The sequence below is a fragment of the Brachybacterium rhamnosum genome (assembly GCF_039526185.1).
GTDB classification, from domain to species: domain Bacteria; phylum Actinomycetota; class Actinomycetes; order Actinomycetales; family Dermabacteraceae; genus Brachybacterium; species Brachybacterium rhamnosum.
Map to the genome: position 1 here is coordinate 205564 of NZ_BAAAIS010000002.1, position 21410 is coordinate 226973.

At 73.9% G+C, this 21410-nt stretch carries 27 protein-coding genes; 18 read left to right on the forward strand and 9 right to left on the reverse strand.

The features are described 5' to 3' along the window. Nucleotides 1–39 precede the first annotated feature (39 nt). Nucleotides 40–735, forward strand: a complete 696-nt coding sequence (locus tag ABD080_RS02810) for a DUF1275 family protein (RefSeq protein WP_137769045.1) — start codon at nucleotides 40–42, stop codon at nucleotides 733–735. 6 nt (nucleotides 736–741) lie between these two features. Here the strand turns inward: ABD080_RS02810 and ABD080_RS02815 are convergent, their stop codons facing one another. From ABD080_RS02815 to ABD080_RS02830, 4 genes are all read right to left on the reverse strand, one after another. Then, complete coding sequence (locus tag ABD080_RS02815) at nucleotides 742–1452, reverse strand: winged helix-turn-helix domain-containing protein (RefSeq protein ID WP_305038364.1); 711 nt, start codon at nucleotides 1450–1452, stop codon at nucleotides 742–744. A 13-nt stretch (nucleotides 1453–1465) separates the two neighbouring features. Continuing rightward, a complete protein-coding gene (locus ABD080_RS02820) occupies nucleotides 1466–1807 on the reverse strand; it encodes a hypothetical protein (RefSeq protein ID WP_137769046.1) in 342 nt (113 codons plus the stop codon). 152 nt (nucleotides 1808–1959) lie between these two features. After that, on the reverse strand, nucleotides 1960–3528 hold the full coding sequence (locus ABD080_RS02825; protein ID WP_343903581.1) for a CotH kinase family protein: 1569 nt from the start codon (nucleotides 3526–3528) through the stop codon (nucleotides 1960–1962). A 113-nt stretch (nucleotides 3529–3641) separates the two neighbouring features. Continuing rightward, nucleotides 3642–5216 carry a DHA2 family efflux MFS transporter permease subunit gene (locus tag ABD080_RS02830; protein WP_137769048.1) on the reverse strand — a complete coding sequence of 525 codons (1575 nt, stop codon included), beginning with the start codon at nucleotides 5214–5216 and terminating at the stop codon, nucleotides 3642–3644. A 289-nt stretch (nucleotides 5217–5505) separates the two neighbouring features. On the opposite strand from ABD080_RS02830, the gene ABD080_RS02835 reads away from it, so the two are divergent. After that, nucleotides 5506–5703 carry a CsbD family protein gene (locus tag ABD080_RS02835; protein ID WP_137769049.1) on the forward strand — a complete coding sequence of 66 codons (198 nt, stop codon included), beginning with the start codon at nucleotides 5506–5508 and terminating at the stop codon, nucleotides 5701–5703. A 125-nt stretch (nucleotides 5704–5828) separates the two neighbouring features. Here ABD080_RS02835 and ABD080_RS02840 read toward each other — a convergent pair whose 3' ends face one another. Then, nucleotides 5829–6371, reverse strand: coding sequence for a MarR family winged helix-turn-helix transcriptional regulator (locus ABD080_RS02840; protein ID WP_137769050.1), 543 nt, complete (start codon nucleotides 6369–6371; stop codon nucleotides 5829–5831). Between the two features lie 160 nt (nucleotides 6372–6531). Between ABD080_RS02840 and idi the strand changes: the two genes are divergently transcribed. The 8 genes from idi to ABD080_RS02880 are packed head-to-tail and all read left to right on the forward strand — an operon-like array spanning nucleotide 6532 to nucleotide 13090. Continuing rightward, entirely contained in the window at nucleotides 6532–7089 is a 558-nt protein-coding gene (gene idi, locus ABD080_RS02845; protein WP_137769051.1) for an isopentenyl-diphosphate Delta-isomerase, read from the forward strand. Beyond that, a complete protein-coding gene (locus ABD080_RS02850) occupies nucleotides 7086–8192 on the forward strand; it encodes a polyprenyl synthetase family protein (protein WP_137769052.1) in 1107 nt (368 codons plus the stop codon). Before idi ends, ABD080_RS02850 begins: the two co-directional genes overlap by 4 nt. Before the next feature lie 49 nt (nucleotides 8193–8241). After that, complete coding sequence (locus ABD080_RS02855) at nucleotides 8242–9081, forward strand: TspO/MBR family protein (protein WP_137769053.1); 840 nt, start codon at nucleotides 8242–8244, stop codon at nucleotides 9079–9081. Beyond that, on the forward strand, nucleotides 9078–9938 hold the full coding sequence (locus ABD080_RS02860; protein WP_137769054.1) for a phytoene/squalene synthase family protein: 861 nt from the start codon (nucleotides 9078–9080) through the stop codon (nucleotides 9936–9938). The genes ABD080_RS02855 and ABD080_RS02860 overlap by 4 nt, the downstream gene beginning before the upstream one ends. Continuing rightward, the gene (crtI, locus tag ABD080_RS02865; RefSeq protein WP_343903582.1) at nucleotides 9935–11563 is read left to right on the forward strand and encodes a phytoene desaturase family protein; all 1629 of its coding nucleotides are present in this window, start codon (nucleotides 9935–9937) and stop codon (nucleotides 11561–11563) included. The genes ABD080_RS02860 and crtI overlap by 4 nt, the downstream gene beginning before the upstream one ends. Further along, nucleotides 11560–11898: a lycopene cyclase domain-containing protein gene (locus tag ABD080_RS02870; protein ID WP_137769056.1), complete on the forward strand. Its 339-nt coding sequence runs from the start codon at nucleotides 11560–11562 to the stop codon at nucleotides 11896–11898. Before crtI ends, ABD080_RS02870 begins: the two co-directional genes overlap by 4 nt. Further along, the gene (locus tag ABD080_RS02875) at nucleotides 11895–12203 is read left to right on the forward strand and encodes a lycopene cyclase domain-containing protein (RefSeq protein WP_137769057.1); all 309 of its coding nucleotides are present in this window, start codon (nucleotides 11895–11897) and stop codon (nucleotides 12201–12203) included. The genes ABD080_RS02870 and ABD080_RS02875 overlap by 4 nt, the downstream gene beginning before the upstream one ends. Continuing rightward, complete coding sequence (locus ABD080_RS02880) at nucleotides 12200–13090, forward strand: prenyltransferase (protein ID WP_137769058.1); 891 nt, start codon at nucleotides 12200–12202, stop codon at nucleotides 13088–13090. The genes ABD080_RS02875 and ABD080_RS02880 overlap by 4 nt, the downstream gene beginning before the upstream one ends. A 22-nt stretch (nucleotides 13091–13112) precedes the next feature. Here the strand turns inward: ABD080_RS02880 and ABD080_RS02885 are convergent, their stop codons facing one another. Continuing rightward, entirely contained in the window at nucleotides 13113–14126 is a 1014-nt protein-coding gene (locus ABD080_RS02885) for an NAD(P)/FAD-dependent oxidoreductase (RefSeq protein ID WP_137769059.1), read from the reverse strand. Nucleotides 14127–14200: 74 nt separating this feature from the next. Between ABD080_RS02885 and ABD080_RS02890 the strand changes: the two genes are divergently transcribed. After that, on the forward strand, nucleotides 14201–14806 hold the full coding sequence (locus tag ABD080_RS02890; RefSeq protein WP_137769060.1) for a helix-turn-helix transcriptional regulator: 606 nt from the start codon (nucleotides 14201–14203) through the stop codon (nucleotides 14804–14806). Nucleotides 14807–14848: 42 nt separating this feature from the next. Here ABD080_RS02890 and ABD080_RS02895 read toward each other — a convergent pair whose 3' ends face one another. Beyond that, nucleotides 14849–16105, reverse strand: coding sequence for a GTP-binding protein (locus ABD080_RS02895; RefSeq protein ID WP_343903583.1), 1257 nt, complete (start codon nucleotides 16103–16105; stop codon nucleotides 14849–14851). Between the two features lie 53 nt (nucleotides 16106–16158). Between ABD080_RS02895 and rpmB the strand changes: the two genes are divergently transcribed. From rpmB to ABD080_RS02930, 7 genes are all read left to right on the forward strand, one after another. After that, the gene (rpmB, locus tag ABD080_RS02900; RefSeq protein ID WP_137769062.1) at nucleotides 16159–16395 is read left to right on the forward strand and encodes a 50S ribosomal protein L28; all 237 of its coding nucleotides are present in this window, start codon (nucleotides 16159–16161) and stop codon (nucleotides 16393–16395) included. Between the two features lie 31 nt (nucleotides 16396–16426). Continuing rightward, a complete protein-coding gene (rpmG, locus tag ABD080_RS02905) occupies nucleotides 16427–16594 on the forward strand; it encodes a 50S ribosomal protein L33 (RefSeq protein ID WP_137769063.1) in 168 nt (55 codons plus the stop codon). A 1-nt stretch (nucleotide 16595) separates the two neighbouring features. After that, on the forward strand, nucleotides 16596–16901 hold the full coding sequence (gene rpsN / locus ABD080_RS02910) for a 30S ribosomal protein S14 (RefSeq protein WP_137769064.1): 306 nt from the start codon (nucleotides 16596–16598) through the stop codon (nucleotides 16899–16901). Nucleotides 16902–16936: 35 nt separating this feature from the next. Then, the gene (locus ABD080_RS02915; protein ID WP_137769065.1) at nucleotides 16937–17188 is read left to right on the forward strand and encodes a type B 50S ribosomal protein L31; all 252 of its coding nucleotides are present in this window, start codon (nucleotides 16937–16939) and stop codon (nucleotides 17186–17188) included. Next, a complete protein-coding gene (gene ykgO / locus ABD080_RS02920) occupies nucleotides 17185–17310 on the forward strand; it encodes a type B 50S ribosomal protein L36 (protein WP_137769066.1) in 126 nt (41 codons plus the stop codon). The genes ABD080_RS02915 and ykgO overlap by 4 nt, the downstream gene beginning before the upstream one ends. Nucleotides 17311–17426: 116 nt before the next feature. Beyond that, the gene (locus ABD080_RS02925; RefSeq protein ID WP_343903584.1) at nucleotides 17427–18974 is read left to right on the forward strand and encodes an FAD-dependent monooxygenase; all 1548 of its coding nucleotides are present in this window, start codon (nucleotides 17427–17429) and stop codon (nucleotides 18972–18974) included. Nucleotides 18975–19033: 59 nt separating this feature from the next. Continuing rightward, a complete protein-coding gene (locus tag ABD080_RS02930) occupies nucleotides 19034–19366 on the forward strand; it encodes a nucleoside triphosphate pyrophosphohydrolase family protein (protein ID WP_343903585.1) in 333 nt (110 codons plus the stop codon). Between the two features lie 2 nt (nucleotides 19367–19368). Here ABD080_RS02930 and ABD080_RS02935 read toward each other — a convergent pair whose 3' ends face one another. Both ABD080_RS02935 and ABD080_RS02940 read right to left on the reverse strand, forming a co-directional pair. After that, nucleotides 19369–19956 carry a nitroreductase family protein gene (locus ABD080_RS02935; protein WP_343903586.1) on the reverse strand — a complete coding sequence of 196 codons (588 nt, stop codon included), beginning with the start codon at nucleotides 19954–19956 and terminating at the stop codon, nucleotides 19369–19371. Between the two features lie 167 nt (nucleotides 19957–20123). After that, the gene (locus ABD080_RS02940; RefSeq protein WP_343903587.1) at nucleotides 20124–21341 is read right to left on the reverse strand and encodes a Gfo/Idh/MocA family protein; all 1218 of its coding nucleotides are present in this window, start codon (nucleotides 21339–21341) and stop codon (nucleotides 20124–20126) included. Nucleotides 21342–21410: the final 69 nt, after the last annotated feature.

Sequence of the window (21410 nt, forward strand, 5' to 3'; positions counted from 1 at the left end):
GTGCCGCCCGGGTTTCGCGAGGTCGATAGCGTCCGGGGCATGACCGAGACCTCCACCGCCGCCGCCGTCTCCCCCGCCCGGGACACGGGGCCCGCCCTCCTGCGCCTCATGCTCGCGCTCACCTTCACCACCGGGATCGTCGACGCGATCGGCTACCTGGGCCTGGACCGGGTGTTCACCGCGAACATGACCGGCAACGTGGTGATCCTCGGGATGGCCCTCACCGGGGCGGACGACCTCCCCGTGGCGGGGCCGCTGATCGCGCTCGGCGGCTTCGTGCTCGGGGCGGTGCTCGCGGGGCGCGCGCTCGGCGGCCGCACGGGCGCCTGGAGCGCGGTGACGACCGCCCTGCTCGGCGGGGTCGCCGGGCTCGTCGTCGCCATCGGCGCGGTGCTGCTGCTGTGGGACGGGGCGCCGGAGCCGGCGCTGCTGGTGATCACCGGCGCGCTGGGCCTCGCGATGGGTGCGCAGGCCGCGACGGCCCGCGCGATCGGGGTCAAGGACGTGACGACCGTGGTCATCACCTCGACGATCACGGGCCTCGCCATGGACTCCCCGCTCGCCGGCGGCAGCGGCGCGCTGTGGCCGCGGCGCCTGCTCGCCGTGCTGCTCATGCTCGCGGGAGCGGCCGTGGGTGCCGCCCTGCTGCGCGTGCACGCCGGGGCGGGGCTGCTCGTGGCCGGGCTGATCTGCGCGGCGGTCGCCGCGATCGGCCACGCCCGCTGCCGGGGCTGAGCCGCCTCAGGCGGTCTGCAGCGCGGGCTCCACGACGTCGAAGCGGTAGCCGACGTTGCGCACCGTGTGGATCGCGGAGTCGAGGCTCTCACCGAGCTTCGCCCGCAGCCGGCGCACGTGCACGTCCACGGTGCGGGTGCCGCCGAAGTAGTCGTAGCCCCACACCTCCTGCAGCAGCTGGGCACGGGTGAACACCCGGCCCGGGTGCGCGACGAGGTACTTCAGCAGCTCGAACTCCTTGAACGTCAGCTCGAGGGGCATGCCGTGCACGGAGGCGGTGAAGCTCGACTCGTCGATCAGCAGGCCACCCGCGGAGAGAAGCGCAGGTGTCGGCTCCTCCGCGGGGACGTTGCGGAGCGCGAGCCGCAGCCGGGCGTCGACCTCCGCGGCCCCGGCGGAGGGCAGCAGGTAGTCCGCGGCGCCCCAGTCCCGGTTCGCGGCCGCAAGCCCGGATTCCGCCATCACGAGCACCATCGGCAGCGCGAGCCCCGACGACTCGAGCCGCATCGCCATGTGCGGCGCCCAGGTGAGGTCCGCGGTCGCGTCGAAGACGGCGACGTCGCACTCCGGGGCGCGGCGGAGGTCCGGGAGGTCCATTCCGCAGTAATGCACCGTGTGCGGGAGCATCGCGAGGGCGCCGAGAGCCGGTCGCCGCAGCGCCGGGCGGGCGGGCGAGATGTGCAGGACGCGCAGTGCGGAGGACATGGAACGGCTCACCGGGAGACCCCTTTCACTGTGGGAGGGAGGGGCGCGCCGTCGGTCCCCGAGATGGCCTCCACTTCACTGCAACGATCGTGCCAAGGACAGGTCCAGGAGGCGTCGAGACCTTTTCGTGACCGTCGTTCTCGCGGCGCGAGAGGAGGACGGGAGTGGTCATCCCGGCGTCGTCCAGCACGAGCGAGTCCTCTCCCCCCACGAGCTGCGGCGGCACGGAGAAGGCCATGCCGCCCCCCATGATCACGAGGGTCGCGGAGACGTCGTCCGTGAGCGCCGTGCGACCGAGCGAGGCGAGGACCGCCGCGAACACCGCGCGGAGCGGCGTGTGCAGCAGGGCGGCGACCGCGTTGGGCACCAGCGCCCTCCCCGTCTGCAACAGCTGGTGCAGAGCGCCCAGAAGCCCGTGCGCCAGCACCCGGCGTGGCTGAGCGCCCTCGCCCTCGACTCCTCGCCCGTCGCCGGGACCCGGCGGCGAGGAGGAGCCCCGCACGCGCCGGGCGGGACGGGTCAGCTCTCGATCACGGCGCTGATGGCCTCGCCGTCGGAGTCGACGTCGGCGGAGTCCACGAGGTCGCTCGCCTCGGCCTTCAGCAGAGCGATCAGCGTCTCCAGTCGGTCGCTCGCGGTTCCCGAGGTGTAGACGGCCTCCTCGACCGAGGCGAGGGTCTCCTCGTAGAGATCGGCGAACGTGGATTCCGCGAGGAACCGCTCGGAGAGGATGTTGCTCCCGCCCATGCCACCGCCACCGCCGCCGCCCTGTGCGTCCGTGTCGCCGTCCCGGCCGGGGGCCTGCGCGCCGTCCGGGACCCCGCCCGGCATGCCGCCGGTCGCCTCGTCGCCGCCGGCATCGCTCGCCATGTCGCCCCCGCCGCCCTGGCCCCCGCCGCCCTGGCCTCCACCGCCCCGGCCTCCACCGCCGCCCATCCCGCCGAAGGACAGGTTCTGGTCCCAGGCCACGACCTCCCACCTCTCGGCGGAGGGGTCGTAGTGCAGGTAGGAGTTGTTGCCGGGGCCGTCGATGTCGTCGGAGTTCTGCACGAGCTCCTGGACCGCGAGGTACGTCGCGAAGCCGTCCACGTCCAGGCGGCTGCCCAGGTCCGAGGCGAACTCGTCGTCCTCGGACTCGTTGATGAACTGCAGGAAGCTGCCCAGCGCGGCGAAGGACTCCTCGTCGGTCAAATCGTCGCCCACGAACTTCGCATCGAAGACGTCGGTGTAGTCCTCCTCCGTGTCCCCGCGGTAGGTGTAGTCGCCGCCCGAGTCCGCCTTGAAGGTCGCCCCGGTGGAGTCGAAGGCGTCGGCGTTCCAGAGGTCGTCGTCCGGGAGGTCGAGCACCAGGCGGAGCTTCGCGTCGGCGCCGTTCACGCTGAACCGGGTGAAGGCGTACTTCTCCGCGGGGACGCCGGCCTCGGAGAGCACGTCCAGGGCGACGGCCTCGTTCAACGAGGTCTCCGTGTTGCTGCCGCGCACCACGAACTCGGTGCGGCCCGAGAAGCTCTGGCCATCGGTGTACTTGTCCAGTCGGATCACCCACGGCAGACCGGTCGGATCGTCGGCGGAGATCGTGCCGTCACCCTCGGTGTCGCCCCCGGCCGCGCCCATGCCGTCGCCTCCCCCGTCGGAGGCCTGGTCACCGCCCCCGTCGGACGCCTGGTCGCCGCCCCCGCCCGGGGCACCGCCGCCCATCCCGCCCCCTCCCGCGCCGCCACCCGCGAGGCTGCGGAGGCTGGAGTTGCCCTTGAGCTTGATGCCCGCCTTCTCGAACACGCTGCCGTCGATCTCGACGTCCGCCTCGATCCAGTTCTTCGTCTGGTCGTCCTGGTAGGCAGCGATCATCTCGTCGTAGGCGTCCTCGTCCAGGGCGACGCTCATCGTGTGGACGGTCGACATGTCCCAGAAATCTCCGTCGACGGCGCCGGTGACGACGTCGCCGTCCAGTGCCGTGTCCTCGGCCGAGGACCGGGTGCAGGCCACGGCCGTGAGCACCACTCCGGCCGCCCCGCCGAGCGAGAGGAATCCTCGCCGGGACGGTGTGGACAGGAAGGCGGGCGTGGTGCGTCGGAGCGATGTCGTCATGGTGACGACGGTAGGGACGCCGGGTAGGGGTCCCGCCTGCCCCACCTGTGCATCCCCTGTGCGGCGCCGCCTCAGGGGCGCGGCCGGTGGGGGACGGGGCTCAGGGAGCGGCCCTACTCATCCTGCTCCCAGGCCCCGGTCTCGACGGGCCTGCCGATGCACAGCGCGGCGACGACGCCCACGAGGGAGAGCAGCACGGGCAGCAGCAGGGAGTCCGCCATCGCCTGCGCGAAGGGGGCATGGAGGAACTCGGGCAGGGAGCCCGTCTGCGCGCCCTCGGCCGTGGCCCCCGCGCCGCCCTGGCCGCCGGCGCCGCCGGTGACCTCGCCGATGCGGTCCGCGATACGGGTGCTCATGAGGGTCGCGATCGCGGCGGAGCCCAGCACGGAGCCGATCTGCCGGGTCTCGTTGTAGACGCCGGAGCCGGCGCCCGCGAGCGACGGCGGCAGGTTGCGGGTCGCGGTCATCGACAGCGGGCCCCAGATGAGGGCGTTGCCGAGGCCCACGAGCACGAAGGGCAGCAGGAGCAGCCAGATCGCGGTGTCCGGCTCCATGATCAGGGCGAGCCAGCCGAGGCCCGCGGCGAGCGAGGCGAAGCCGCCCACGGCGAGCCAGCGCGGGTTCACGCGGTTCATCCAGCGGCCCACGAACGGGGCGAGCGCGCCGGAGACGAGCGCCATCGGCACGGTCATGAGCGCGGCCTGCGTCGGGTCCATGCCGAGCACCTGCTGGAAGTACAGGGTGATCGGGATGGACAGGGTGAGCACGGTCGCGCCCATCATCGCGATCGCGATGTTGGCGACGGAGAAGTTGCGGTCGCGGAACAGGCGCAGCGGCACGAGCGGCTCGCGGCGGTTCACGGCCTGCCACACGACGAAGGCGACCATGACGACGGCGCCCGCGATGATCAGCCCGGGCACGGAGATCGGCAGGTGGGTGTCGACGCCCGCGATGACGAGCGAGTCGGTGATGGTGCCCCAGTCGTAGGTGTCCCCCTCCTGGATCCCGAAGACCAGCATGAACAGGCCCGCGGCGGAGAGCACCACGCCGAGCCAGTCGAAGGAGTGGGCGCGGCGGGAGAAGCGGGGCACGTTGCGGGCGGCGAGCAGCAGGCCGATGATCCCGACGGGCACGTTGACGAAGAAGATCCACTCCCAGCCGGGGCCGTCGACGAGCAGGCCTCCCGCGAGCGGGCCGACGAGGGTCGCGACGCCCGCGGTGGCGCCCCACAGCGCCATCGCCTGGGGGCGGTCCTTGGGGGCGAACATGCGGGTGATCATGGACATCGTCTGCGGGGTCATCATGCCGGCGCCGAGGCCCTGCACCACGCGGGCGAGGATGAGCATCTCGACGCTGCCGGCGAGGCCGCACCACAGGCTCGAGAGGGTGAAGACGGCGAGGCCGGCCATGTACATGGTCTTCATGCCGAGCCGGTCGCCGAGACGGCCGGTGATGAGCAGCGGCACGGCGTAGGCGAGCAGGTAGGCGCTCGTGACCCACAGCAGGCTCGAGAGCTCGGTGTCGAGGTCCTCCTGCATGCGCGGGATCGCGACGGTAACGATCGTGGTGTCCACGAGGATCATGAAGAACCCCAGGACGATCGACCACAGGGCGGGCCAGGGACGGTCCAGGCGCGGGTCGCGCTCCGCCTGCCCGGACTCGGCGACGGACGGGGCGGCTTCGGCCATGGGGACCTCCGGGGGACGTGCTGGGGGCGCCCGGCGCGGGTGCCTCCGAGAATGTACGCCCGCTCCCGGACGCTCGACCACGGGGATGACCCCCGGACGTGGCGAGCATCCCTTCCCCTCGACGCCCGGACGTGAGCGTGGGCACCGGAGCACCTGTGAGAGCGTGGACGGCGAGGCCTCGTCGGACCGCCCGGTCGCAGTGCGACATGATCACTGCACGTCCCGTCCTCGCGTGTCTACACTCGCAGCATCGCCGGACCCGGCGGTGGACCACGTCGAGGAGGCACGTATGAGCACCGAGGACAAGTTCGACAACGCGACCGAGAAGCTGGGCGGCCAGGCCAAGGAGGGCGTCGGCAAGCTCACCGGCGACAGGGAGCTGGAGACCGAGGGGCAGGTCGACCAGTCCAAGGCCGGGCTGAAGGACAAGGTCCAGGACGCCAAGGACACCGTGACCGGTGCCCTCAAGGGCGTGAAGAAGGACTGATCAGCTGACGCACCGGCCACCACCGTGGCCGGGCGAGCACGAGGGCGGTCCTGCACGGCGGGCCGCCCTCGCGGCGTCCGCGCCGCCGGTGACCGGCGGCGTGACGCGGGCGCGCGGTCAGCAGGTCAGCGCCGGCCGCGCGGCGCCGGGGTCAGGGGCTCGGGGACGGACTGCTCGTCGATCTGCTCGGTGAGGGCGTCGAGGAACTCCGCGACCGCGCGACGGGAGTCCGGGGGAACCTGCTGCGCCGCCTCGAGCATGCGCTCGTGCATCACGGCGAGGCGGTCGCGGACCTCCTCGTGGGCATGGTCCGTCGCGAGCACGACGAGGGCGCGGCGGTCGGTGGGATGAGGGGTGCGGCGAAGGTGCCCGGAGCGGGTGAGCCGGTCCAGCAGCTTGCTGGTGGAGGCCCCGGAGATCCCGAGGAGCCGTGCGAGGCGCAGCAGGGTGAGCGGGTCCTCGGCGGCCTCGTGGGCGATCACGTGGCGCAGCGCCTCGAGGTCCGTGGTGTTCATGTCCATGCCTGCGCTGATGCGTCGGCGCAGGTCGTGATCGGCCTGGCGGAGGCGGCGGACCGCGGCTAGCATCGTGATCGCCGAGTCGTCCTCCTCCTCGTCGTACCAGTAGCCGCGGCGCTGGGGGTCACCGGCGGTCGTGTGCGCATCCATGGTTCTCGATGCTACGCTTTGGTTACATAGCCAGGCTATCAAAATTGGTATGTCGACAACGCTGCCGAGTGCGACGGGACAGAGCGCCGCACGCCGGCCACCCGAGGACACGGTGACGCTCCGCCGGACCGCGGTCGGCGCCGAGGGGACAGGAGAGCCCATGACCGTCACCTCAACCCAGGACCACGTCGTCCTGGTCGATGCGGACGGGCGCCCCACCGGGGAGCTCGCCCTCCGCGCGGAGGTGCACTCGACCAGCACCCCGCGCCACCTCGGCTTCTCCTGCTACGTGATCCGCGAGGACGGCCGGGTGCTGCTGACGCGACGGGCCCTGGACAAGCGCACCTGGCCGGGCGTGTGGACGAACTCCCTCTGCGGCCATCCCCGTCTCGGAGAGTCGCTCCCCGACGCCATCGCCCGACGGGCCGAGGACGAGCTCGGCATGGCGCTGCACTCGCCGAGGACGGCCCTCCCCGACTTCCACTACGTCGCCACCGATGCCTCCGGCATCGTCGAGAACGAGTTCTGCCCGGTCGCCGTGGCACGCTGTGCGACCGCACCCGACCCCCGCCCCGAGGAGGTGATGGACCTGCGCTGGGTCACCCCGGGCGAGCTCCACCAGCTCGTGCGGACCGCGCCCTGGACTCTCAGCCCCTGGTGCGCCGCCCAGGTCCCGCTGCTCGGGGCGCACCTCTCCGCCTCCAGGACCGATCGATGAGCACGGACGCGCAGTCGCAGCGACCCTCTCTCGACGCCACCATCGCCGAGACCCTCACCGCCACGGCCCGGCGCGCCGCCCCCGGATCCGACCACGAGCACGTCGAGCTCATGGCTGCTCTGTCCCACGCGTGCAGCGGCGGCGGCCGGCTCCGCCCGCAGCTCCTGCTGGACACCTGCCGAGCCCTCGGCGGCGATCCCGACGGCCCCGCCCTCCGCGTCGCCGCCGCGATCGAGATCCTCCACGCCGCCTTCGTCCTCCAGGACGACGTCATCGACGCCGATCCCGTCCGCCGCGGGGCCCCCACGGCGCACGCCGCGCTGACGACCGCCGCTCTCGCCGAGGGCGCTCCCCTGCGCGGCGCCCGACGCTACGGCGACGCCGGAGGGACGCTCGCCGGGGACCTCGGGCTGATCACCGCGCTCACGGCCGTCCTGCGCTGCGGCGCTCCCGCGACGACGGTCGACCGTCTCGTCGATCTCCTGGAGAGCGCGGTGCACGCGAGCGCCGCGGGCGAGCTCGCCGACGTCGCGCCGACGGCCGTCGCGCCTGCCGGCGGGCCCTCGCCCACCCCGGTCACCGCCTCCTTGCGGGTCGCCGCCCTCAAGACCTCCGCCTACACGACCGAGCTGCCGCTGCGCGCCGGAGCCGTGCTCGCCGGAGCCGACGAGCAGGTCGACGAGGCGCTCGCCGCCGTCGGCCGCCCGCTCGGCATCGGCTTCCAGCTGCTCGACGACCTCGTCGGCATCTTCGGTGACGAGTCCCGCACCGGCAAGAGCGCGCTCTCCGACCTCCGGGACGGGGCGCGCACGGGTCTGATCGCCCATGCGGAGTCGACGGACACCTGGCCACTGCTCCTCCCCCTCATCGGGGACCCCGATGCGGACGAGAGCTCCCTGCAGGAGGCGCGCCGACTGCTCGAGGACTGCGGGGCCCGCGCGCGCGCCGAGGCTCTCGCCGAGGAGCAGCTGGATCTCGCCGTCGAGCTCGCCGTCTCCAGCGGCGTGCCGGACGGGCTGGTCGTCGTGCTGGATGCGACGCGCCGCCGGATGCTCGAGACGGCGCACGCACAGCTCGTGGGCGTGCGGGAGGTCGGCGCATGATCCCGCACGATCGCCACCCCCGTCCCCTCTTCCTCGCGGAGGACCGCTCATGACCACGTCCACGGCGCCACGCGCTCCCCGCCCGCACGGCGTCCTCCCCCGCCTCGCCACCACCGCGGCACTCGCCCTCACGGTCGTCGGCACCGCCGTGGGTGTCGGCGCGTTCGGCGGCACGCCGGTCCAGGGCGCCGGAGGCGGACTGCTCTCGGCCGACGCGACCCCGCTCGCGCCCGCCGGCGGCGCCTTCTCCATCTGGTCGCTGATCTACCTGGGCCTCGCCGCCTACACGATCGTCCAGTGGTGGGACCCGACGGACCGGCACCGGATCCGGGTCGCGGCGATCCTCTCGATGCTGCTGAACGCCCTGTGGATCCTCGTCGTGCAGGCGGGCATGCTCTCCCTGTCCGTCCTCGTCATCATCGTGCTGCTCACGGTCCTCGCGGTGATCGTCCGCCGCCTCACCGCGAGTGCGCCCCGCGGGCCGGTCGAGGCGGTCGCCCTGCACGGCACCTTCGGCCTCTACCTCGGATGGGTGTGCGTGGCGACCTGCGCGAACATCGCCGCGGCCCTGCTCGGAGCGGGCTTCCGCGGCTTCTCCACGACGGGTGCAGGATCACCCGGCCCGCTCGCCGCCGGCGTGGTGATCGTCGCCGCCGCCGTGGGCACGGGCCTGGCCCTCTCCGGCCGCCGCTCCGCCGGCGCGGTCGCCCCGCTCGCCGCCGTCCTGGCGGTGGGGTGGGGGCTCGCGTGGATCGCCGTGGGGCGCCTGGCCGGTGAACCCGCCTCCACGCTCGTCGGCGGGACGGCAGCCGTCGCCGCCGCAGGGGTGGTCATCGCCGGGATCACCACGGCGCAGGAGCGGATCCGCGCGATCCGGAACGCGTCATGAGCGCATCCGATGCCGCACCCGGCGCGCTCTACGACCGGGTCGCACGCGACAGCGCGTCCCGCGTCATCGCCGGCTACTCCACGAGCTTCGGCTGGGCGAGTCGCCTGCTCGACGAGCCCGTCCGCACCGACGTGCGCAGCATCTACGCCCTCGTGCGGCTCGCCGACGAGATCGTGGACGACCCGGATCCACGGCTCCGGCCGGAGGACCGCGCCCGACTGCTCGCGGAGCTCGAGCAGCAGACCGGTGCCGCTCTCGCCGGGGAGCGCAGCACCAACCTCGTGGTGCACGCCTTCGCCCTCGCGGCCCGGGAGCACGGCATCGATGCGGGACTCGTGGACCCGTTCTTCCGCTCGATGCGGGCCGACCTCACCGTGACCGCGCACGATGCGGCGAGCCTGGACACCTACATCCACGGCTCCGCGGAGGTCGTGGGGCTCATGTGCCTGCGCGTCTTCGTGGGCGGCGACGAGAGCTCCTTCACCCGGCTCCGGGACCCGGCGGTGCATCTGGCCGCCGCCTTCCAGAAGGTCAACTTCCTGCGCGACCTCGCCGAGGACCATTCCCACCTGGGCCGCACGTACGGGCCCGAGCTGGACCTCGACGTGTTCGACGACGCCCGACGCGACGCGGCCCTCGACCAGATCGACGCCGACCTCCGATCCGCCGCGCAGGGGATCCCGCAGCTCCCCCCGAGCAGCCGCCGTGCCGTCGCCGCCGCGCACGGCCTGTATCGCGAGCTGGCGCTCCGACTGCGACGCACGCCCTCCGCGCAGATCCGGGTGCGTCGCGTGCGCGTCCCGGGCCCCGTCAAGGCCCGCGTGCTCGCCTCCGCGCTCCTGGGAGGTGGACGATGAGCGCGCGGGGCGGACTGCCCGGCGCGCGCCGCGTGGTCGTCATCGGCGGGGGCGTCTCGGGTCTCGCCGCGGCGACGCTGCTCGCGCGGGACGGACACCGGGTGACCCTGCTCGAGGCCCGCGAGGAGCTGGGCGGGCGCGCGGGCACATGGGAGCAGGGCGGGTTCCGCTTCGACACCGGCCCGTCCTGGTATCTCATGCCCGAGGTGTTCGACCACTACTTCCGCCTGCTGGGCACCTCCGCCGCCGAGCAGCTGGAGCTCCGCCATCCTGAGCCCGCCTTCCGCGTGCGCTTCGAGGGCGAGCAGGAGCCGTTGGACGTGAGCCGCTCCGCGGCGAGCAATGCCGAGGCGTTCGAGCGGAGGGAGCCGGGAGCGGGACGTGCCCTGGACCGCCACCTCACCTCGGCCCGGCGCACCTACGACATGGCCCTGCGACGGTTCCTCTACACCTCGTTCGACTCCCCCGCCTCCCTCGCCCACCCGGAGGTGCTGCGGCATGCGCCGACCCTGGCGCGTCTGCTCGTGGAGCCGCTGGACTCCCTGGTCGGGCGGCGGTTCCGGGACCGACGCCTCCGTCAGGTGCTGGGATATCCCGCCGTCTTCCTGGGGACCTCCCCGGATCGCGCACCCAGCATGTACCACCTCATGAGCGCCCTCGACCTCACCGGTGGGGTCCAGTACCCCCTCGGCGGCTTCGCCCGCGTCATCGAGGCGATGACCTCGCTCGCTCGGAGGGAAGGAGTGGACCTGCGCATGGGTGCCCGCGCGCAGCAGATCCTCGTCGACACCAGGACGCGACGACGCCCGCACGTGACCGGTGTGCGCGTGGGTGCCGAGGGCGGCACGGAGGACATCCCCGCGGATCTCGTCGTGGCCGCCGCTGACCTCCACCACGTGGAGACCGCCCTCCTGCCCCCGTCGCTGCGCACCTATCCCGAGCGCTGGTGGCGTCGCCGCACACCGGGGGCGGGCGCCGTCCTCGTCATGCTCGGGGTCCGCGGCGCGCTCCCCCAGCTCGCCCACCACAGCCTCTTCTTCACCCGCGACTGGACGGAGAACTTCGGGGCGATCGCGCAGGGGCGTGTCCCCGATCCCGCCTCGAGCTACGTGTGCCGTCCGTCGGCCACCGATCCCGGGGTCGCGCCCGCGGGCCACGAGAACCTGTTCGTGCTGGTCCCCGTGCCCGCCGATGCCGAGCTGGGACGCGGTGGGATCGACGGCGGGGGTGATCCGCGCATCGAGGCGATCGCGGACGCCGCGATCTCCCAGGTCTCCGCGTGGGCAGGCATCCCGGACCTGGCCTCACGGGTGGTGGTGCGACGCACGGTGGGACCGGGGGACCACGCCGCGGACCTCTCCGCCTGGCGGGGCAGCATGCTGGGCCCCGCGCACACTCTCCGCCAGAGCGCCATGTTCCGGGCACGCAACGCCTCTCGGAAGGTCGACGGGCTGCTGTACGCGGGGTCCTCGACCATCCCCGGGATCGGAGTGCCGATGTGCCTCATCAGCGGGGAGCTCGTGGCCAAACGGGTGCGGGGCGACCGTTCGTCCTCGCCGCTGCCCGAACCCCTCCCCCGGCCGGCCGCCCCGGGAGCGGCCGCGGCACGGGCGGGGGAACGATGATCGGCGGGCTGTACCTGCTGTGCCTGTGCGTGCCGCTGGCCGGCATGGGCGCGCTCGACGCGCGGTACCGCCTCGTGCTGGGGCGCGCAGCGCGGCCCGCCCTCGCCGTCCTCGCCATCGGCGCCGTGTACTTCCTCGGCTGGGACCTCGCGGCCATCGCCGCAGGCCATTACGGGCTGGGGCGCAGCCCGGCCCTGAGCGGGCTGATGCTCGCACCTCACCTGCCCGTGGAGGAGCTCGTCTTCATCGTCGTCCTCGCCTACACCACGCTGGTCCTGCACGCCCTCGTCGCGCGCGCCCTCGCCCGTCGGCGCGCAGCGGATCCCGCGCGATGACCTACGCCGCCCTCGCCGGCTGCTTCCTGCTGCCGCCGCTGCTCGTGCTCGCCCTCGCCGTGCACCGACGTCGTCCCGGTGCGTCGTGGTGGATCGCGACCTCGGCGACGATCCTGGGCCTGCTCGTGCTCACCACGGTGTTCGACAACCTCATGATCGCGGCCGATCTGTTCCGCTTCGAGCCCTCGCTGCTGCTGGGGGTCCGGATCGGTCTCATGCCCCTCGAGGACCTCGCCTGGCCGATCGCCGCCGGCCTGCTCCTGCCCGCCCTGCACCTGCTGCTCGCCCCTGCGGAGGATTCATGACGACCGCCCTCGCCCCCGGTGCCGTGCTTCGCCTGCTGGCCTCGTCCCGCCCTCTGAGCTGGGTCAACACCGCCTACCCCTTCGCTCTCGGCTACCTGGCCGGGGGTGGCGGGGTCGATGCGGTGCTCGCCGTCGGCACCCTGTTCTTCCTGTTCCCCTACAACCTGCTGATGTACGGGGTCAACGACGTCTTCGACCACGAGTCGGACCTCCGCAACCCGCGCAAGGGCGGCGTCGAGGGGATCGTCCTGGATCCCGGGCTGCACCGCACGATGCTCTGGGCCGCCGGCCTCGTCTGCGTCCCTTTCGTCCTCGCTCTCCTCGCGCTCGGGAACCCGTGGTCGTCCCTCGCCCTCGTCGTCGTGCTCGCGGCGGTGGTCGGGTACTCGGCGCCGCGGGTGCGCCTGAAGGAGCGGCCGGTCCTCGACTCGCTCACCTCGTCGGTGCACTTCGTGGGACCCGCGCTCGTGGGCCTGCTGATGACGGGCGGCGGCATCGACCGGACGGCGCTCGTCGTGCTCGCCGCGTTCCTCGCCTGGGGCATGGCCTCCCACGCCCTCGGCGCGGTCCAGGACGTCCTCGCCGATCGGTCGGCGGGGATCGGATCGGTCGCGACCGCCCTCGGCGCACGGTGGACGGTCCGCGGCGTGATCGCGCTGTACCTCGTGGCCGGAGCGCTGCTCGTGACCCTGCCCGGACCGCTCCGGCTCACCGCGCTGCTGGTGCTCCCCTACGCGCTGAGCGCCTGGCCGCTCCGCTCGCTGCCCGATGCGGAGAGCCCGCGCGCCCACGCCGCCTGGCGCCGCTTCCTCGTGCTCAACCTGCTGTCCGGGGCCGCGCTCACGATCGGCCTGCTGATCGCCGCGCTGCCCGGCTCCGGCCGGTAGGTCGTCGGCGGAGACGACCGCCTCAGTTCGCCGAGGCCGCGGACACCGCCGCGGCCTGCGCCTCGGCCATGACGAGGTCGCCGTTCACGTGCGCGCCGGCGAGCGCGCCGCCCGCGGCGGAGGCGCCCACCTGCGCCATCGGCTCCGCGACGTTGCCGGCGGCCCAGACGCCCGGCACCGCGGTCACGCCGGCCATGGCGGTCGGGACCTTCTCGCCGAACCCGCCGGGCATCTCCTCGATCCCGAGGCCGAGGCCCTCGAGACCGTCGAGTCGGGGGTGCACGCGGCTCGCGACGGCGAGCACCTCGCGCGCGAGCGTCTCCCCGCTCGCGAGGCGCACCCCGGCGACGCGGGAGCCGGTGACGGGGTCGGCCTCCTCCGCGGCGAGCACCTCGACCACGTCCTCCTCGATGATCCGCACGCCGCGCGCGGCGAGCAGGGCGCGGCCGTCCTCGGGCAGCTCGGTGCCGCGCACGAGGTAGATGACGTCCTCGCTGAGCTGGCGGAACATGAGCGCCTGGTGCACGGACCCGGGGCCCACGGCGACGATGCCGATCGCGCGGTCGCGCACCTCGTAGCCGTGGCAGTAGGGGCAGTGGACGAGGCCGTGGCCCCAGTGCTCGGCGAGGCCGGGGAGCTCCGGGAGCTCGTCGCGCACGCCGGTCGCGACGATGATCCGGCGGGCCGTGAGGCGGGCGCCGGAGGCGAGGTCGAGGTCGAAGCGGAGGTCGCCGTCGACGGGATCGGCGGGGCGGGCGGCGAGCACGGCGTCCTCGAGGATCACGCCGCCGTAGGAGCGCACCTCCTCGCGGCCGCGGGCGAGCAGCTCGAGGGGCGGCGTGCCCTCGTGGCCGAGGAGTCCGTGCACGCCTTCGGCGGGGGCGTTGCGCGGGGTGCCGGCGTCGAGGACGACGACGCTGCGCAGCGAGCGGCCCAGCTGGAGGGCGGCGTTGAGGCCGGCGGCGCCGCCGCCGATCACGGCGACGTCGACGAGCTCGGGGAGAGCGGGAGCGGTGGTGGGGACGGGTGCGGTCATGGTGGCCTCCTGGGGCGACGGGCGGATGCTCCGACGCTAGCCCCGCTTTGCGCCACAGGACTACGCTATTGCGCATGACGCAAGAGACCTCGGTCGTCGACGACCTCGTGCGCAAACGCCTGCGGGCGCTGCGCCTCGCCCGCGGCCTGAGCCTCGGCGACCTCGCCGAGCGCACGCACCTCTCCCCCGCGACCCTCTCCCGTCTCGAGACGGGCTCCCGGCGCCTGGCCCTGGACCAGCTGGTGCTGCTCTCCCGCGCCCTGGACACGAGCCTGGACCAGCTCGTCGCGGCCGAGGCGGAGGACGTCGTCATCGCCCCCGTGCGCGACCACGGCCAGGACGGCGGGCTGCGCTGGACGCTCCGCGACAGCCCGGACACGACGGTGCTGCGTCGTCGCTTCACCGCCCCGCCCGGCACCCCCGCGGGAGCGACGAGCGCCGCGACGGGCGCACCGGCCACGATGGCCTCCGCCCAGCGCGCCCACCCCGGCCGGGAGTGGCTGCTCGTCCTCTCCGGCACGGCGCTGCTGCACCTGGGCACCCGCAGCGTGCGGGTCGAGCGGGACCACGTGGCCGAGTTCCCGACAATGCTCCCGCACGCCCTGGGCGCCGCGGACTCCCGCCCCTGCGAGGTGGTGATGGTCTTCGACCGCGAGGCGCGCCGCGCCCATCCGGGCTGACGCGCCTCGCGAGTCGGCGTCACCCCACCCCGCTTCACTCGCTCAGACGCGGGCGCCGCGCTCCCCGAGCCAGGGGGCGAGCAGGTCCTCCCGGTCCATCCAGGGCGCGAGACCGCGCGCCCACTCCTCCGGGGTGACGAGGCTGCGCACGAAGGCGCGGTGCACCCGGTCGGCATCTGCCGCGACCACTCCGGTGACGACGAGCCGCGTGGTGGGCAGGTCGCGGCCGGAGTCCGCATGGGCGCCCACGGAGACCTGGCCGCCGGCGCCGTCCCAGCGGGCGATGGTGCCGGGACGGTCCGGTACCCAGAAGCGCCCGCGGCTGCGCAGCGCTCCGCCGCCGAGGGCCTCGATGTGCTCGAGCAGCCGCTCGGGGTGGAAGGGGCGCTCGGAGGAGAGGTCGAGGGTCCAGGTGCCGTGGGCGGTGGGCCCGCCGTGGGACTCGACACTGCGGGGATCACGACGGCGCAGCCCCGCGGCGTGGCCGAGCAGCCCGCCGAGCAGCAGGGCGGGGTCCACCGCGTAGGGGTCGGTGGCGAGCAGCTGATCGGCGGCGCGGAGGTGCTCGACGAGCTCGAGCCCGGCCTCGGCCTCGGCGCTCGGGGCGAGGTCCGCGACGACGAGCGGGGAGTACTCGAGCTGGGCGGCGAGCGCCTCCCCCACGCTGCGATGATCCTCGAGTGCCCAGGTCACGCCGCGCTCGGCGAGGGTCTCGTCGCCGAGGAGGTCCTCGCGGGCGCTCGCGGCGGCGAGCACGACGGCGGCGCCGGAGAGGTGCCAGCGGCGCTGGTGGGCGAGGAGCGTCCCGACCACGATCTCCGGCTCGGCGCTCAGCGGCGGTGAGAGCAGCACCGCCTGGATCCGCGGATCCCCGGCGAGGCGGTCGAGCGCGGGGACGGCGTCCTCCCGCATGGCACAGGAGACGCACGGGTGGTCCAGCTCGACCTCCTGCTCCTCGATCACGCCGGCCGCCGAGACGATCAGCCGGCGCAGCGAGCCGGCCTCGGTGTCCACGGTGTAGCGCAGCTCGACGGCGCCGGGCACGTCCAGCAGCAGGCTCGCGACGAGCCCGCCGCGCAGCACGGGGTCGATCGCCGTGACGACGGCGACAGGCAGGGTGGGTGCGGCGCCGTCCCGGGAATGCGCGGGGCCCGCGGACCGTTGTGGGATCTCGCGACCCGATGTCCCGACCTCGCGACCCGCCTCGGCCCGCTCCCCGTCAGTCCGTCCCCCTTCGTTCGGGCCCGTCCCGGCCCGGCTCCCGTCGGCCCGATGTCCGTCCTTCTGGCTCCCGGTCATCCGAGCACCTCCTCGCTTGACGATAATCATTCTCATTACTAGTATCTGGGGTCATGTCCACGCGCTGTCAAGTCACGGGAGCGGTCCCCTCCTTCGGCCGGTCCGTCTCCCACTCGAACCGCCGCAGCCCGCGGCGCTTCGACCCCAACATCCAGTCCAAGCGGTTCTTCGTCCCCTCGCTGGGCCGCACCGTGCGCCTGCAGGTCTCCGCCAAGGGCCTGCGCACCATCGACCGCCACGGCATCGAGGCGGTCGTCGCCCGGATCCGCGCCCGCGGCGAGAAGATCTGACACCCGCCCCACCCCCTGAACGGAGGCCCCCATGGCCAGGAAGAACGACGTGCGCACCACCGTGAAGCTGCGCTCCACGGCCGGCACCGGATTCACCTACATGACCAGCAAGAACCGCCGGAACACGCCGGACCGGCTCACCATGCGCAAGTTCGATCCGCGGGTGCGGGCCGTCGTCGAGTTCCGCGAGGAGCGCTGAGATGGCGAAGACCTCGAAGATCGCGGCGAACGAGCGCCGCCGCGCGACCGTCGCCCGGCACGCCGAGCAGCGCGACGCCCTCAAGCGCACGATCAAGGACCCCGCCGTCCCCCTCGCGGAGAAGCTCCTCGCCCAACGGGCGCTGCAGCGGCTCCCGCGGGACGCGAGCCCCACCCGGGTGCGCAACCGCGACGCGGTCGACGGCCGCCCCCGCGGCCACCTGCGCACCTTCGGCCTCTCCCGCGTGCGCTTCCGGGAGCTCGCCCACCGCGGTGAGCTGCCCGGCATCACGAAGTCCAGCTGGTGAGCCCCGCTTACCCCACCCTCACAGGAGGACACCCCATGCAGCAGTCCATCCACCCCGACTACCGGCCCGTCGTCTACCGCGACGCGAGCGCCGACTTCGCCTTCCTCACCCGTTCCACCGCGACCTCGGAGCGCACGATCACCTGGGAGGACGGCAACGTCTACCCCGTGATCGACGTCGAGGTCTCCTCCGCCTCGCACCCGTTCTACACGGGCCAGGCGAAGGTGCTCGACACCGCCGGCCGCGTGGAGCGGTTCCGCCGCCGCTACGGGCAGAGCGCCCGATGAAGGTCCGCAGCTCCCTGCGCTCCCTGGCCGCACGCCCGGGAGCGCAGGTGGTGCGACGCCGCGGCCGCCTCTACGTCATCAACAAGCAGGAGCCCCGCTTCAAGGGCCGCCAGAAGGGCTGACGCCCTGCTGACGTGGGGCCCGGCCCTCGCGCCGGGCCCCACGACCCGGGGCCGACGTCGGCCCGCCCCGGGTCTACCGTGGACGCATCATCCGCTCCACCCGAGACGAGGCCCCGATGACGCGCACCGCGGACGCCCTTCCCGCCGAGGTCGACGTGCTCGTCGCGGGCGCCGGGCCCACCGGCCTCATGGCCGGGCTCGTCGCCCATCGCCGCGGCCTGCGGGTGCTCGTGGTGGATCCGAAGCCGGGCCCCACGCGGGAGTCCCGCGCGATCGTGGTGCAGGCGCGCAGCGTCGAGATCCTCGACCAGCTGGGGCTCGCGGGCCCAGTGCTCGAGAGCGCGCAGCTCGCCGGCCGCATCCGCATCAAGGGCGGGGACCGTCCCGTCGAGGCGGACTTCGCCCGTGCGCAGGAGCGGGACACCCTGTTCCCGGGCGCCCGCATCTTCGAGCAGTCCCGTACCGAGGCCCTGCTCTCGGAGGCGCTCGCCTCGGAGGGCTGCCCGGTGCGCTACGGCATGGAGCTCGAGTCCTTCGCGGCCGACGGCCCTGCGGAGGAGGGCCTCGGGGCGCGGCTGGCCTCCAACCCCGCCGACGCCGCCGGCACGGCGACGAGCGTGCACGCCCGCTGGCTGATCGGCGCGGACGGCGCGAGCTCCCCCGTGCGCCACCAGCTGGGGCTCTCCTTCGACGGCGACACCGACGAGGCGACCTTCTGCGTCGCGGATCTCCACGACGTGGAGGGCGCCCCGGACGACGCCCTCTCCGCGTACGTCGGTGAGCAGCGCTTCGCGATCCTGTTCCCGCTGGGCCCGGGCGGTCACGCGCGCCTGATCTGGCTGCACGGCGGCACCGATCCGGACCAGGAGGAGGCCCTCGCCGGGGCCCGCGACGACCTGGGGATCCGCTACGGGCGGGTGGACTGGTTCTCCTCCTACCGGGTGCACCACCGCCTCGCGAGCCGCTTCCGGGTGGGGCCGGTGCTGCTCGCCGGGGACGCCGCGCACGTGCACTCCCCCGTGGGCGGGCAGGGCATGAACACGGGCCTGCAGGACGCCCACCATCTCGCGCACCTGCTCGCGGATGTCGCCTCCGGCCTGCGGGATCCCGCGCAGCTCGCGCGCTACGAGCAGGAGCGCCGGCCGGTCGCGCTCTCCCTCATCACGGCCGTGGACCGCGCATTCGGCCTCATCGCACGGCCCGGCAGGGGCGCCGGGTTCCTGCGCCGGCGCGCGCGGGACGTGATCGCCGTGCTCGCCCCGCGGGTGCTGCGCTCGGCGGCGGGGCCATGGCTGGGCGGGCTGCTGGGCCAGTACCGGATCCACTACCACCCGGCGCCGCGCGGGGCGGTGCTGCCGCAGTGGGCCTCGGATCCCGCGGTGGGGCGCCGACTGCCGGTGCTCGCGGTGAACCGGGAGGCGCTGCGCTCGGGCCGCTGGCAGCTGCACACCTACGGCGGCGCGATCGCCGAGCGCCCTGCCGTGCCGGAGGCCGTGGACGGCCCGTTCGCCTTCCCGGCGGATCCGCGGGGCCGGCTGCGCTCCTACCAGCTGTACCTCGTGCGGCCGGACGGCTACGTCGCGGCGGCCTGGCCGCTGCACGCGGGCGCCGCCGCGACCTCCGACGTCACCGCCGCGCTCACGGCCCACGGCTTCCGGGGCTGACGCCGGGTCCCCCGTGGCGCCGTCGCGGGTACGGCGGGCGCCCGGCATAGGGTCCGGGGATGGACCTCCACGAGATCACCGCCCGCATCGAGAAGCTCTCCACCCAGTACGCGGAGGTCCACGGCGTGGACCGCTCGGCCGAGTGGGCGCTGCTCAAGCTCACCGAGGAGGTGGGGGAGCTCGCCCAGGCGCACCTGGACGCCTCCGGTCAGAGCCGTGAGCGCGGGCTCGACGACGCGGCGAAGCAGCAGGCGCTGCGGGACGAGGTGGGCGACGTGCTCGGCATGTGCCTCGTCTACGCGGTACAGAGGGGCATCGACCCCGTCGAGGCGGTCACCGGCAAGTGGTTCCGGTACGAGAAGGCGGCCGACGGCGCCGCGGCAGGCGTCTGAGCTCAGGCGAGCGGCGCCAGCAGGACCTCGTCGAGGGGGCGCCGGGCGCGCGGGGCGGCGTCCCGCTCGCGGATCTTCTCGGGGACGTCCTCGGCGGTGGTGTGCTCGCCGATCGCGATGACCGTCAGCGGGAGCTGGGCCGGGTCGAGGTCCAGCAGGGTAGCGATCGCATCCTTGTCGAAGCCGGCGGCCTGGTGGGCCCAGAGGCCCAGGTGGGCGGCCTGCACGCTGAGGTGTGCGGCGGCCTGGCCGGCGTCGTAGAGGGCGTAGGGGACCGTCTCGCCGTCCCGCTCGGTCTCCGTCACGAGGACGACGAGCGCGGAGACCCGCCGCATCCACAGCTGGTTGAACTCGGCGAGGGTGTCGACGATGTCGTCGAACAGCGCGGTGCCGCGGCGGGCGGCCGCGAGGCGCCAGGGCTGCTGGTTGAAGTAGGAGGGCGTCCAGCGGGCGGCCTCGACGAGGCTCGTGAGCTCCTCGTCGCTCAGCTCGTGACCGGTCGCGAACCCGCGGGGGCTCCAGCGCTCGGCGAGCAGCGGGGCGAGGGGGACGCTGGTGGCGTTGCGGGGCTCGGTGTCGAGTGCGGTCACGGGGTGGGTCCTTCCGGGTGCGGTCACGGCGGGGCGGCGGGAGCGCCGTCGCCGACCTCCCGGTCGCCCGAAGCGCACGTTAGCACTCCCCCAAGCCCACCTTGAAGGCAGGGTGACGCACCCCGTCATGCGGGCACGTCAGCGGCCCTCGCCGCGCGGGCGTCGGCTCAGGCCTGCCCGCCGTCGAAGTAGGCGCGGAGCTCCTCCGCCACGGGCGGCACCTCGAGCGGCACACCGCCGCTGCGGATCGACTCCGCGCCGCGGATCCCGGTCGCGACGGCCTCGCGCGCCGCGAGGGCGGAGACGTCGGTCGCGCCGCCGCTGCGGGCGAAGCGCAGGAACTCGGCGACCAGCCGCGGATCCGCGCCGCCGTGGCCGCCGTCGGTGTCCTCCGCCCGCGCGACGACCTCGACCGCGTCCGGCCGGCCGGGCCCCGAGCGGCGGGACTCCCAGAGGTGGATCTGGTCGCCGCTGCCGTCCCCCATGTTCTCGATCCGCCCGGCGTCCCCGATCACCGTGTAGTTCCGCCAGTAGTCCGGGGTGAAGTGGCACTGCTGATACGAGGCGAGCACCCCGTTGTCCAGGGTCATCTGCAGCATGGAGATGTCCTCGACGTCGACCACGGGGTTCAGCTCCTTCTGCGCGGTGGGCGGCCAGATGTCCTCGTCGTACCAGTCCCACATCCGGCGGTCGGTGTTGTCGCGACGGTCCTCGATGTCGCCGTAGACGGCGAGGTCGCCGATGCCGGAGACGCGGCGGGTGTAGCCGCCCGCGAGCCAGTGGATGACGTCGATGTCGTGCGCGCCCTTCTGCAGCAGCAGGCTCATCGCCTTCGCCCGCTCGGCGTGCCAGTCCTTGAAGTAGAAGTCGCCGCCGGTCCCCACGAAGTGGCGGCACCAGATCGCGCGCACCCGGCCGATCCGCCCCGAGTCCACGATCGCCTTCATCTGCCGCACCACGGGCATGTGCCGCATGTTGTGGCCGATGTACAGGCGGGCCCGCTTCTCCGCGGCGAGCGCGAGCATCGCGTCCGCGTCCTCGAGCCGGATCGCGAGCGGCTTCTCGCAGAAGGTGGGCAGGCCCGCGCCGAGGGTCGCGAGGGCGACCTCGGCGTGCGCGAAGTCCGGGGTGAGGATCATGACCGCGTCGACCTCGTGCTCGGCGAGCAGCTGCTCGACGCTCCCGACGGTCGCGACCTCGGCGCCGATCTCCTCCCGCGCGGTCTCGCGGCCGCGCTCGCTGGGATCGGCGACCACGGTGATCCGTGACCCCTCCCCGGGCCGATGGGCGTGGAGCGCGACGGAGCGGCGCATGCCGAATCCGATGACGCCGATGCGCAGGTCCTCGGTGGGCTCGGCTGGGGTGGCGGGGTCGAGCGGGGTCATGGCGAGGTCCTTCTCTGCGTCCGACGGCGGATCGCACCGGCTGGCGCACAACCTTTCACGCGACGCTAT